At 69.9% G+C, this 11,457-nt stretch carries 13 protein-coding genes; 7 read left to right on the forward strand and 6 right to left on the reverse strand.

Going from position 1 to position 11,457, the window contains the following annotated elements; all coding sequences use genetic code 11:
- Positions 1–118: 118 nt before the first annotated feature.
- Positions 119–1,018, reverse strand: coding sequence for a PAC2 family protein (locus tag ACFVM3_RS22970; RefSeq protein WP_126732014.1), 900 nt, complete (start codon positions 1,016–1,018; stop codon positions 119–121).
- A 178-nt stretch (positions 1,019–1,196) separates the two neighbouring features.
- Between ACFVM3_RS22970 and ACFVM3_RS22975 the strand changes: the two genes are divergently transcribed.
- The 5 genes from ACFVM3_RS22975 (at position 1,197) to hisG (ending at position 5,118) form a co-directional block, all read left to right on the forward strand.
- The gene (locus tag ACFVM3_RS22975; protein WP_378441583.1) at positions 1,197–1,877 is read left to right on the forward strand and encodes an HAD family hydrolase; all 681 of its coding nucleotides are present in this window, start codon (positions 1,197–1,199) and stop codon (positions 1,875–1,877) included.
- A gap of 56 nt (positions 1,878–1,933) precedes the next feature.
- Positions 1,934–3,397: an AlkA N-terminal domain-containing protein gene (locus ACFVM3_RS22980; RefSeq protein WP_378441585.1), complete on the forward strand. Its 1,464-nt coding sequence runs from the start codon at positions 1,934–1,936 to the stop codon at positions 3,395–3,397.
- A 15-nt stretch (positions 3,398–3,412) separates the two neighbouring features.
- Positions 3,413–3,904 carry a methylated-DNA--[protein]-cysteine S-methyltransferase gene (locus tag ACFVM3_RS22985; RefSeq protein WP_378441587.1) on the forward strand — a complete coding sequence of 164 codons (492 nt, stop codon included), beginning with the start codon at positions 3,413–3,415 and terminating at the stop codon, positions 3,902–3,904.
- A 72-nt stretch (positions 3,905–3,976) separates the two neighbouring features.
- Positions 3,977–4,240, forward strand: a complete 264-nt coding sequence (locus ACFVM3_RS22990; RefSeq protein ID WP_034306611.1) for a phosphoribosyl-ATP diphosphatase — start codon at positions 3,977–3,979, stop codon at positions 4,238–4,240.
- A gap of 32 nt (positions 4,241–4,272) precedes the next feature.
- A complete protein-coding gene (gene hisG, locus ACFVM3_RS22995) occupies positions 4,273–5,118 on the forward strand; it encodes an ATP phosphoribosyltransferase (protein WP_126732010.1) in 846 nt (281 codons plus the stop codon).
- Positions 5,119–5,190: 72 nt separating this feature from the next.
- On the opposite strand, the gene ACFVM3_RS23000 is transcribed toward hisG, so the two are convergent.
- The 3 genes from ACFVM3_RS23000 to ACFVM3_RS23010 form a co-directional block, all read right to left on the reverse strand.
- A complete protein-coding gene (locus ACFVM3_RS23000; protein ID WP_378441589.1) occupies positions 5,191–6,126 on the reverse strand; it encodes a ParA family protein in 936 nt (311 codons plus the stop codon).
- 64 nt (positions 6,127–6,190) lie between these two features.
- Positions 6,191–6,979 carry a thioesterase family protein gene (locus ACFVM3_RS23005; RefSeq protein ID WP_378441591.1) on the reverse strand — a complete coding sequence of 263 codons (789 nt, stop codon included), beginning with the start codon at positions 6,977–6,979 and terminating at the stop codon, positions 6,191–6,193.
- Between the two features lie 9 nt (positions 6,980–6,988).
- Positions 6,989–7,882: a RecB family exonuclease gene (locus tag ACFVM3_RS23010; RefSeq protein WP_005150226.1), complete on the reverse strand. Its 894-nt coding sequence runs from the start codon at positions 7,880–7,882 to the stop codon at positions 6,989–6,991.
- Positions 7,883–8,010: 128 nt separating this feature from the next.
- On the opposite strand from ACFVM3_RS23010, the gene ACFVM3_RS23015 reads away from it, so the two are divergent.
- Both ACFVM3_RS23015 and ACFVM3_RS23020 read left to right on the forward strand, forming a co-directional pair.
- Positions 8,011–9,162, forward strand: a complete 1,152-nt coding sequence (locus tag ACFVM3_RS23015) for a M50 family metallopeptidase (RefSeq protein WP_378441593.1) — start codon at positions 8,011–8,013, stop codon at positions 9,160–9,162.
- A 60-nt stretch (positions 9,163–9,222) separates the two neighbouring features.
- Positions 9,223–10,047 carry a tRNA (adenine-N1)-methyltransferase gene (locus tag ACFVM3_RS23020; protein WP_007035384.1) on the forward strand — a complete coding sequence of 275 codons (825 nt, stop codon included), beginning with the start codon at positions 9,223–9,225 and terminating at the stop codon, positions 10,045–10,047.
- A gap of 69 nt (positions 10,048–10,116) precedes the next feature.
- Here ACFVM3_RS23020 and ACFVM3_RS23025 read toward each other — a convergent pair whose 3' ends face one another.
- The gene (locus tag ACFVM3_RS23025; protein ID WP_378441594.1) at positions 10,117–10,575 is read right to left on the reverse strand and encodes a hypothetical protein; all 459 of its coding nucleotides are present in this window, start codon (positions 10,573–10,575) and stop codon (positions 10,117–10,119) included.
- A 7-nt stretch (positions 10,576–10,582) separates the two neighbouring features.
- Positions 10,583–11,404 (reverse strand): hypothetical protein, encoded by an 822-nt coding sequence (locus tag ACFVM3_RS23030; RefSeq protein WP_378441596.1) that lies wholly within the window; start codon positions 11,402–11,404, stop codon positions 10,583–10,585.
- Positions 11,405–11,457: the final 53 nt, after the last annotated feature.

Raw genomic sequence — 11,457 nt, forward strand, 5'->3', positions numbered from 1 at the left:
TGGCACACCCCAGCCGAAGCCCTCGAAGCACTACTCTCAGGCCAACAAACAATGCGTGTTGCAACCACCACGTGAATCCACCAGGCCTTCACGGACCGGGCCGAACGAGACCGGAGGCTCAGCCGCGGCCGGGACCGTCCTGACCTGGGCGGCGCCGCCGCAGGTACCGCTCGAACTCGGCCGCGATCTTGTCCCCGCTCACGTCGTCCAGCGTGAACTCGGTCTCCGCGTCGCCGCGTTCCTCCAGCCCCCGGACGTACTCGCTGATCTCTTCGTCCTCCTCGGCCATCTCGGTGACCGTCCGCTGCCACTCCTCGGCCTGCTCGGGCAGGGCGCCGAGCGGGATCTCGACGTCGAGGACGTCCTCGAGCTTGTGCAGCAGCGCCAGCGTGGCCTTCGGCGACGGCGGGTGCGAGACGTAGTGCGGCACGGCGGCCCAGATCGACACCGCCGGGACGCCCGCCTGCACGCAGTAGTCCTGCAGGACTCCGACGATGCCGGTCGGTCCCTGGTAGTTGTTCAGCTCCAGGCCGAACTGCGAAGCGGTGTCCTTGTCGTACGCCGTCCCGGTGACCGGGACGGGTCGGGTGTGCGCGGTGTCGGCCAGTAGAGCGCCGAGGGTGACGACCGTGGCGACTTCGAGTTGCTGGATGTGCTCCAGGAGTTCGGCGCAGAAAGCACGCCAGCGCATATTCGGTTCGGGCCCCTGGACCAGCACGATGTCGCGGCTGAAGCCCTCCGGGCGGCACACCGAGAGCCGCGTGGTCGGCCAGTCGACCCTTCGGGTGACGCCGTCCACCATGCGTACGGTCGGTCTGCTGACCTGGAAGTCGTAGTACTCGTCAGGACTCAGCTCGCTCAGCGGTGTCGCATCCCAGTTGAGCTGGAGATGCTCGACCGCCCGGCTGGCCGCGTCACCTGCGTCGTTCCATCCCTCGAAGGCGACGATCATGATCGGCTTGCTGTCATCCGGGTGGTCGCGGCCGGGCCGCTGGGTCTCGTCGACGGGCTCACTCACCGGACCAGCCTACGACCAGGCGGCCGTGCGGCGTTGGGCATGTCCGATGGCGTTTCGCCGGGGCGAACCGCACGGAGCCGACGTACGTGACATTTCGGGCAGTGACCTCGCCGCCGACATGAATCCGTCTCGGCTACCGTGGGTCCGGAGAAGGTCCATCCGATCGTGAGGGGGAACCGTGACCGAACCGTCCACACTGGACGGACTCGCCGCCGTGCTGTGGGATATGGACGGCACGCTGGTCGACTCGGAGAAGCTGTGGGACGTCGCGCTCTACGAGGCCGTCGAAAGCCTCGGCGGCACCCTGGCCGAGGAACAGCGCCTGAGTCTCGTCGGGTCCAATATGGACGACACGGCCGCGTTCCTCCTCGAAGTCTGCGGCAGGCCCGTCACGCCCGAGTCGATCGCGGAGATGGGGGAGTGGATCCGCCGCCGCACGGCCAACCTGTTCGACGGCCCGCTCCCGTGGCGCCCCGGCGCGCAGGAGCTGCTCGAACTGTTGCGCGCCAACGGTGTCCCGATGGCACTGGTCACCTCCACCGAACGGCCCCTGACCGAACTCGCGCTCAACACCATCGGCCGCGAGTACTTCGCCGCCACGGTCTGCGGTGACGAGGTCGATGGTCTGAACAAGCCGGATGCCAGGCCGTACCAGCTGGCCGCGGAGTTGCTGGGAGTCCCGGCTTCCCGGTGCGTCGCGATCGAGGATTCACCGCCGGGCGCGGCTTCGGCGGCCGCCGCGGGCTGCACGGTGGTGGTGATCCCGAACGACGTCGAGGTCGAGCCGGGTGAACGGCGCGTGTTCCGTTCGTCGCTGGTCGGTCTCGACGTGCCGGCGCTGACCGCGCTCCTGCCCTGACCGCCATGTCGCATTTCCGCTAGACCGCGCCCCGTGCGGTCGGTGATGCTTGCCGGGTGCATGAGGATTTCGAGCGCTGCGTCCGGGCGGTCCAGTCGAAGGACGCCCGGTTCGACGGCTGGTTCTTCACCGCGGTCCTGACGACGCGGATCTACTGCCGGGCGAGTTGCCCGGTCGTCCCGCCCAAACCGGAGAATATGACCTTCTACCCGAGCGCGGCGGCCGCGCAGGAGGCGGGGTTCCGCGCCTGCAAGCGGTGCCGTCCGGACGCGAGCCCGGGGTCGCCGCAGTGGAACGAGCGCGCGGACCTGGTGGCCAGGGCGATGCGGCTGATCTCCGACGGCGTCGTCGACACCCACGGCGTGAGCGGGCTGGCCGCCCGGCTGGGCTACAGCGTCCGGCAGGTGGAGCGGCATGTGCGTGCCGAACTCGGTGCCGGTCCGCTCAGCCTCGCCCGCGCCCAGCGGGCGCAGACGGCGCGGCTGCTGATCGAGACGACCGGACTGTCGATGATCGACGTCGCCCTCGCCGCGGGCTTCGGCAGTGTCCGGACCTTCAACGACACAGTGCGAGAAGTGTTCGCCTTGTCTCCGACGGAGCTGCGGGCTCGCGTCCGCACGGCGCCCGCCGCCGCACCCGGAACGCTGAGCCTGCGCTTGCCGTACCGGAAGCCGTTGTTCCCGGACAACCTCTTCGGGCATCTGGTCGCGACAGGCGTCCCCGGCGTCGAAGAATGGCGCGACGGCGCGTACCGCCGGACGCTGCGGCTTCCGCACGGCCCCGCCGTCGTCGCGCTCAAGCCGGAGGACGGCTACATCGGCTGCCGTCTCACGCTGTCGGATCTGCGGGACCTCTCGACCGCGATCAGCCGTTGCCGCCGCCTGCTCGACCTCGACGCCGACCCGGTCGCGGTCGACGAGGCGCTGGCGGCGGACCCGCTGCTCGCGCCCCTCGTGGCCGCCGCGCCGGGCAGGCGGGTGCCGAGGACGGTCGACGGCGACGAGTTCGCCGTCCGCGCCGTCCTGGGCCAGCAGGTGTCCACCGCCGCGGCCCGCACCCACGCCGCCCGCCTGGTCCTAGCGCACGGTGCCCCCGTCGACGATCCGGACGGTGGCCTCACGCACCTCTTCCCGGACGCCGCGGCGCTGGCGGACCTCGACCCCGAAAGCCTCGCGATGCCGCAGAGCCGCAAGCGGACCCTGCTCGGACTCGTGGCCGAGCTGAACGGCGGCGATCTCGACCTCGGCGCGGGAAGTGACTGGCAGCGAGCCCGCGAGCGGCTACATGCGCTGCCCGGCTTCGGCCCGTGGACCGTCGAGAGCATCGCGATGCGCTCGCTCGGCGATCCTGACGCCTTCCTGCCGAACGATCTCGGCGTCAAGGTCGCCGCGAAGGGACTCGGGCTCGGCCCGGCCGCGTTCGCCGCGCACGCCGAACGCTGGCGCCCGTGGCGCGCCTACGCCGTCCAACACCTCTGGGCGACCGGAGATCACCCGATCAACCGGCTGCCCGCCGCCTGAATTTCGAGGAGCGCCATGCGCACGCACACCGTCATCGACAGCCCGTACGACCAGCTGACCCTGGTCGCGGACGGCGAAAGCCTCTGCGGGGTGTACATGGTCCAGCAGCGGCATCGCCCGGCCGAGGAGACGTTCGGCCATCCGGACCCGGGCTCGCCGATCTTCGTGGACACCGAAAAACAGCTGAAGGAGTACTTCGCCGGACAGCGGAAGGATTTCGATCTTCCGCTGAGCCTCGGCGGCACCGCGTTCCAGCGGATGGTCTGGGAAGGACTGCTCGGGATCCCATATGGCGAGACGGTGTCCTACGGTCAGCTCGCCGACCGGCTCGGCAGGCCCACCGCGTCGCGCGCGGTCGGGCTCGCGAACGGGAAGAACCCGATCAGCATCATCGTGCCGTGCCATCGGGTGATCGGTTCCACCGGCGATCTCACCGGCTACGGCGGTGGCGTCGAACGGAAGCGGCACCTGCTCGACTTCGAGCGGGGTGGCGCGGCGCTGTTCTGAAGTGTGACGCGACCGGCACCACACCGGCCCGGGGCAGCGCGGCGCGGGCGCGGATGGAAGGATCTCCAGACTGTGAAGACCTTCGATGAGCTGTTCGCCGAGCTTGCCGACCGCGCCCGCACGCGGCCCGACGGTTCCGGCACCGTCGCCGCGCTCGACGCGGGAGTGCACGCGCAGGGCAAGAAGGTGCTCGAAGAGGCGGGCGAGGTGTGGATCGCCGCCGAGCACGAATCCGATGACAGGCTCGCCGAGGAGATCTCACAGCTGCTGTACCGCGTACAGGTGCTCATGCTCGGCCGAGGACTGTCGACAGAGGACGTGTACCGGTACCTGTGACGCGTTCGCGTCCGGAGAACCAAGGAGAAGCAATGCTGCGTGTCGCCGTGCCGAACAAGGGAGCCCTCGCCGCCGCCGCGTCGGAGATGCTCGGAGAGGCCGGCTACCGCAGGCGACATGAGGCCCGCGACCTGACCGTGCTGGACACCGTCAACGAGGTCGAGTTCTTCTTCTTGCGTCCCAAGGACATCGCGATCTACGTCGGGTCCGGCGAGCTGGATCTCGGCATCACCGGCCGCGACCTCGCGCTGGATTCCGGCGCCCCGGTCGAGGAGATCCTCGGCCTCGGATTCGGCGGCTCCACCTTCCGGTACGCCGCACCCGCGGGCCGGGAGTGGAAGGCCGAAGACCTCCAGGGCAAGCGGCTCGCGACGTCGTACCCGCGCCTCGTGCGCGAGAACCTGAAGCAGCACGGGGTGGAGGCGGAGGTCATCCGCCTCGACGGTGCCGTCGAGATCTCGATCCAGCTCGGTGTCGCCGACGCCATCGCGGACGTCGTCGAGTCCGGACGTTCGCTGCGCCAGCACAACCTCGTGGCCTTCGGGGATCCGATCTGTGTGTCGGAGGCGGTGCTGCTGCAGCGGGCGGGCACCGAGCACACCCGGCCGAAGGACCAGCTGAAGGCACGGCTGCAAGGCGTCGTCTTCGCCCAGCACTACATGATGCTGGACTACGACTGCCCGCGTTCGCTGCTCGACGCGGCCATCGCGATCACGCCGGGCCTCGAGTCGCCGACCGTCGCGCCCCTCGCGCACGACGACTGGGTGGCCGTGCGAGCGATGGTGCCGCGCAAGGAGGTCAACCGGATCATGGACGAACTCGCCGAAACCGGCGCCAAGGCCGTGCTGGCATCGGACATCCGGGCCTGCCGCCTCTGAGAGCGGTCACAGACGCCATGAAAGGTCCTTTCCTTGCGAAATTCGCAAGGAAAGGACCTTTCATGGCATTGGTCAGCGAGGCCTGTTCGGCTTCTTGGGCATCAGGTCGTAGAGCTTCTTGCGCGCCCCGTTGTCCTTCGCGCTGCGGGTCACCGACACCTCGGTGATGAAATCCTCGAAGACGAAGTCCTCGTCCGCGGGCACGATCGCCGCGGCCGGATGGTTCTGCAGGTAACCGTCCAGTGTCGCCGCGATCTCCCGGAACGACAGCGCCTGCAAGGTTTCCGGCGCGTAGGTCGTCACCGGCACGCCGTGCGCGGCGGCCTCGTTCATCACGACGCCGAGCGGGACGTGCGACAGCATCGGGATCCCGAACGCGTACAACTCCTGCAACGCCGCCGCCGCGTAGTGCGAGATCGGGCGGCGGTACAGACCGGGGACGAGGCCGTAGTAGGCGATCGGCGGACGGCCGACGGTCTGTTCGACGTAACGCACCTGGTCCGCGAGCAGGCGCAGCGCGCGGATGCTCGTCCGGTCCGGCTGCACCGGCACGAGGATGCCATGCGAAGCGGCGAGCGCGTTGTTGGTCAGGACGTCGAGCGCTGGCGGGCAGTCGATGATGATGTGGTCGTAGTTCGCGAACTGGATGACCCTGGCCAGCTGCCAGCCGGGTACGCGGAACTGGTCCAGTCGCCGGATCAGGTCGAACATGCCCGGTGAGGTCGGGATGACGTCGAACGCGCCGCCCCGGCCGAGGTTGCTGCGCGGATGCCGCACGGCGAGTTCCTCGATGGGCCCCTTCCATACCTTGGTCAGGGCTTTCGCCAGGCTGGGCATGTCGTGCGCCACCTCGTCCAGCCCGAGGAGTTCGGTGGTCGCGTGGCCCTGGGGGTCGAGGTCGATCAGCAGCACCCGGCGGCCGCGTTCGGCCAAAGCGGCCGCCGCGCCCACGCTGAGTGAGGTCTTGCCGACCCCGCCTTTCTGGTTGACCACCGAGGTGATCTGCATGCCGAAGCGCTCCCTGTGTCTGTTGTTCCGGGAAGGCTATTGGAAACCCGCCGAGAAAGCGCGCCTATCGGCCCGCCTGTCGCGGTCGCACCAGGAGAGCCTGGGCACCGGAGGCGATCGGGCCCGAGGCGTCGTGCAGCGTGGTGGTCGCCGTCCCGATGCCGTTCGGGCCGACCAGGGTGGCCGCGTCGACGCCGATCCAGTCGCCCAGCGGCGGGCGGCGGAGGTGCACCGTCAGCTCCGAGTTGATGAACCACCACTCACGCGGATCCAGGAAGTTCGAGATCCCGTTGCCGGAATCCGCGAGGACGAACAGCCGCTGCAGCGGGCTCGGCTTCTCCCCGTCGACGAGGGCGACGCGCTGACGGCCCCAGACGGTCGCCGGTCCCGCCGCGTCCAGCGCGCCCTTGACCCGCCGCCACTCGACGGCGTCGAGGTACCCGCCGTGCCAGCCCTCCGGCCAGGAGGACGTCGGCAGCCCCTCCGGCGAGGGCAGCGCCGGACCTTCCGCGGTGGCCACCGCCGTGGTGTCCGAAGTCGCGATCCGCCACGCCGACGCGCGGGCGACGACCCGCTCACCATGGGCGAGCTCGGCGACCAGCCACTCGACCGACCGGCCCGGCCGCTCCACCCACGCCCGCACCGAAAGCTCCTTGAGCGGCGCGGGACCGAGGATCTCGATCGTCACTCGTGCCAGCTGACTCGCGTGCGGCGCCTCGACCTCTTCGAGCGCGCGGACCAGCAACGCCGAGGGCGGCCCGAAGTGCTGCGCGTCCGGGGTCCAAGGGCCGGCGGTGTGCGGGGTCGGGAGGAAGAGGCCGTCACCTGACGGCATGTAAAAGGCTTCTGTCACAACAGCACCCTAATCCGCACGGTCCAATACGGACTCTTCGCCGGGATCCGGTTCCGGCCAGCCGGGATACGGCGGGGGAGTGCCGCCGTACTGCGGGCAGAGCGCCTGGTGATCGCACCACGCGCAGAGTTTGCTCGGATTGGGGCGGAAATCGCCGGTCTTGCCCGCCTTGAGGATCGCCTGCCAGATCGCCTCCAGCGTGCGCTCGAAGCGGATCAGCTCGCCTTCGTCCGGCGTGTAGGCCAGGGACTGCCCGTCGGTGAGGTACATCAGTTTCAGCTGACGCGGCACGACACCGCGAAGCCGCCAGAGGACCACGGCGTAGAACTTCATCTGGAACATCGCCTTGGCCTCGCCGATCTCGCGCGGCGCGGCACCGGTCTTGTAGTCGACGACGCGGATCTCGCCGGTCGGCGCGACGTCCAGCCTGTCGACGTAACCCCGGAGCAGCACTCCGGAGCCCAGCTCGATCTCGACGTGCAGCTCGCACGCCTCGGGTTCCAGGCGGCGCGGATCCTCGAGGCCGAAGTAGGTGTCGACGAGCTGCTCGGCCGACGAGAGCCACGAGGTGACGGCCTCGGGATCGTCCTGGTCGAACAGCTCGATCCATTCGGGACGTTCCGCGGACAGGTCCTCCCACGCCGGCGCGAGCAGTTCCTTGGCCTGCGGTGGGGTGCGATCGGCTTGGGGAAGGGAGAACAGGCGCTCCAGCACCGAATGCACCAGCGTGCCGCGCAGCTGGGCCTTCGTCGGGATCTCGGGCAGTCTGTCGACCGCGCGGAAGCGGTAGAGCAGCGGGCACTGCTTGAAGTCGCTGGCACGCGACGGGGACAGGGCCGGCCGACGGCGCGGGACTTCGGCGCCGGGCGGCGGATCGGCGGTGACCGTGTCGGTGTCGGGCATGGGGTGAGCGTATCGCCGGGCACCGACAGTTCCGGTACCGCGACGCACCGGAGCGGCATGACCGACACCACCCGGACGGGAAGGGCGGGTTACCGGCACCCCACACCTGGGCATCTACGCTCTGACACATGGCGGTGACGGGTGAGCAGGGCCCGCCTCGACGAGGCGTGGCGCCGGAGGGTGGGCTCCTGCTGTTCCGCGTCTCCGGGATCCCCGTGCTGCTGGCCCCTTCGTGGTGGGTCGGCTCCCTGATCATCGTGGTGCTCTACACGCCGCTGGTCGGGCGGATCCTGCCCGGCGCGACGACGCTGACCTCGTGGCTGCTGGCGGCCGCGTTCGCGGTCCTTCTCGGACTCTCCGTGCTCGCGCACGAACTCGGCCACTGCCTGGTCGCGCTGCGGCTCGGCATCCCGGTCCGGCGCCTCCGGCTGTTCCTGCTCGGCGGCCTCTCCGAGGTCGCCAGGACACCCCGCGAGCCGAGGCAGGAAGGCCTCGTCGCGGCCGCGGGACCGATCGTTTCGCTGCTGCTCGGCGGTTTCTGCGGTCTGCTGATGTTCGCCGTCCCGCCGGAAAGCGCGGCATGGCTGCTCATCGCCGAATGCGCCGTCGCGAACTTCGCGGTCGGGATCTTCAACCTCCTTCCCGGGCTTCCGCTCGACGGCGGCAGGCTGGTCCGCGCCGGGGTCTGGGCGGCGACCGGCCGCCGTGAGAAGGGCACGCGGGCGGCGGTCGTCGGTGGCGGTCTCGTGGCCGCCGGACTGGTCGTCTGGGCGCTGTGGGGGCTGGCGGCCGGCAGCGAGGACCGCTGGCTCCGGCTCGGTGTCTGCGTCGTGACGGCGTGGTTCGTGATCCTCGGCGCCCGAAGCGAACTCGCCGCCGAAACCCGCCGGGGATGGCCGGAAGGTGTGCGGCTGAGCGAACTCGTCCGGCCCGTTCTGCAGCTTCCAGCGGAAAGCCCCGTCTCGGACGCGCTGGCCGCTTCGGCGGGCCGCGGGGTGGTCCTGGTGCGTGCCGACGGCGTCGCGGCGGGCCTGCTCGACGAGACGGCCGCGGGGCAGCTGGCCGGGACGTCGCCGCACGCGCCCGCGGAGATGGCCGCGGAGCCGATCCGCGCCGACACCGTGCTGCTTTCGTCGGAGTCGGGGGAGGAGATCGCCGAGCGGGTGCGGGAAACGGCCGCGTGGCAGTTCCTCGTGGTGGACGACGAAGGCAGGCCCGCGGGGGTGCTCAGGCGTGAAGACCTGCGCGCCGCGATGACCCGGAGCCGACCCCCGGCGTAGCGCGGTGCGGCCACCTGCGAGGATCGGTCGTCGATCTGTGTTCGCGCGTATGGAGGTTCAGTGTCGGTCCGAGGGCCGTTTCGTGTTGGTGACCGGGTTCAGCTGACCGACTCCAAGGGGCGGCACTACACCATGGTCCTCGCCGAGGGACAGCAGTATCACACCCATCGCGGCGCGCTGGCGCATGACGACGTGATCGGTGCGCAGGAGGGTTCGGTCGTCACTTCGGCCGGCGGCAGCCATTATCTGGCGCTTCGCCCGCTGCTGCCGGACTACGTGTTGTCGATGCCGCGTGGCGCGCAGGTGATCTACCCGAAGGACGCCGCGCAGATCGTGATGTGGGGCGACATCTTCCCGGGGGCGAGGGTGCTCGAGGCGGGCGCCGGTTCCGGCGCGCTGACCTGTTCGCTGCTGCGGGCGGTCGGTTCGGAAGGGACCGTGCAGTCCTACGAGATCCGGGACGACCACGCCGAACACGCCGAGCGGAACGTCGAGAAGTTCTTCGGCCACAAACCGGACAACTGGTCGCTGACGGTCGCGGACCTGTCGACGCACACCGGCGAGGTGGACCGCGTCGTCCTCGACATGCTGGCGCCCTGGGACCAGCTGGAGACGGTCGCCGCGCATCTGGTGCCGGGTGGCGTGCTCACCGTCTATGTGGCGACGGTCACACAACTGTCGCGGATCACGGAAGCCTTGCGGGATCAGCAGTGCTGGACCGAGCCGGAATCGTGGGAGACCCTCATGCGGCCTTGGCACGTCGTGAGCCTCGCGGTGCGGCCGGACCACCGGATGGTCGCGCACACCGCGTTCCTGCTGACGGCGCGCCGTCTGGCGGACGGCACCGTTTCGCCGCGGGTGCACCGCCGCTCCGGCAAGGGCTAGTAAGACCTGAAGTACATAAAGGCCCCCTTCCCTGCGTCTAGCGCGGTGAAGGGGGCCTTCATGTACTGACTAGGGCACGCACCACTTGCCGTCGTGCTTCTTGAGCGGGAACGGCGTGTCCTTCTGTCCGCCCACGCCTTCGACGTGGACGGTCACGGTGGCGGACCCGCCGCTGACCACCGGCGGATCCGGAACGGTCGCGGTCACCTTGCCCGCCGCCGCCCATTTCCGGCCGAGCTCGGCCAGATCGGCGGACGACTGCTGGACGCAGGTGAGTTTCCCGAACGCCGCCGCGTCGTGGTTGACGATGGCCGCGGCGATCGCCTTGCCGACCACCTCGACCGCCGCCACGTCCGGATCCACCGGAACCGGACGGGAAGACGCGGCCGGCGGTGGCGCGGGCGCGCCGGTACTCGACGCGGCCGGGTCGGAGCCGGAGGGGGCCACCAGGAGCAGCCCCACCACGACCCCGGCCACGACCGCGCCACAAACGACCGCCACGGCGGTCAGCCTGTGGCTCACCGTCACGGACAGGTCACTTCTTGTCGGCCTTGATGTCCTTGAGGCACCACAGGTTCGACTCCTTGGCCGCCGTGATCGTGCCTTCCGCCATCTTGGTGCCCTGGGTGGCGCGGTAACGGCCGGTCGCCCGGTCGCCGCTCTCCTTGGCGGGCTCGGTGATCTCGAGCTTGATGGGGTCGAGCGGCTTGCCCTCGTCCTTGGTGTTCTCGCTACGGCAGATCAGATCGAGGAACGTCCTCTTGTCACCCGCGCTGTAAGAGGTCGCGGCGCTTTCGAAGACTTCCTGCGGCGTGGCCTTGCCGCCGGGCGCCGGGCCCGAGCCCCTGGTCGACGACGTGCTCGGCGAGCTGGACCTGGTCCGGGTCGAGCTCGGCTTCTGCGACGACGAGGACGGGGCCTCCGACGGGGCGGCGCTGCTGGTGGGCGGCGCGGCGGTCTGGCTGTCGTCACCCGAGTTCAGCGCGATGACCAGCGCGGTGACACCGCCACCGACCAGCAGGACCGCGCCGATCGCGATACCGACGATAAGACCGGTCTTCTTTTTCTTGGGTGGCTCTCCGCCGCCGAACCCGCCTTCCTGCGGGTAGGCGTTGTAGCCGCCCTGCTGCCCGTACGGATCCGGCTGGCCGAACTGCTGCGTGCCACCGGGGTATCCCTGCTGGGGCTGCGGACCGCTCTGCGGATAGCCGCCTTGTTGCTGGCCGTACGGGTCCTGTCCGTACTGGCCGCCACCCGGGTATCCCTGTTGCGGCTGGGGGCCGCTCTGCGGGTACCCGCCCTGCTGGCCGTACGGATCTTGTCCGTAGCCGCCGGGCTGCTGCGGCGGGTAAGTCATGGCTGGTGCCCCCTAGCTGTTCTGCGAAAATGCTCAACATGACCTGCGGGTCC

The organism is Amycolatopsis sp. NPDC057786, from assembly GCF_042797905.1.
Lineage (GTDB): Bacteria > Actinomycetota > Actinomycetes > Mycobacteriales > Pseudonocardiaceae > Amycolatopsis.

Bases quoted from the DNA above. Each gene is read 5' to 3' on its own strand.
- ACFVM3_RS22985 (WP_378441587.1), top strand. From the start codon at position 3,413: ATGCGCACGCACACCGTCATCGACAGCCCGTACGACCAGCTGACCCTG.
- hisG (WP_126732010.1), top strand. From the start codon at position 4,273: ATGCTGCGTGTCGCCGTGCCGAACAAGGGAGCCCTCGCCGCCGCCGCG.
- ACFVM3_RS23000 (WP_378441589.1), bottom strand. From the start codon at position 6,126: ATGCAGATCACCTCGGTGGTCAACCAGAAAGGCGGGGTCGGCAAGACC.
- ACFVM3_RS23010 (WP_005150226.1), bottom strand. From the start codon at position 7,882: ATGCCCGACACCGACACGGTCACCGCCGATCCGCCGCCCGGCGCCGAA.
- ACFVM3_RS23015 (WP_378441593.1), top strand. From the start codon at position 8,011: ATGGCGGTGACGGGTGAGCAGGGCCCGCCTCGACGAGGCGTGGCGCCG.
- ACFVM3_RS23030 (WP_378441596.1), bottom strand. From the start codon at position 11,404: ATGACTTACCCGCCGCAGCAGCCCGGCGGCTACGGACAAGATCCGTAC.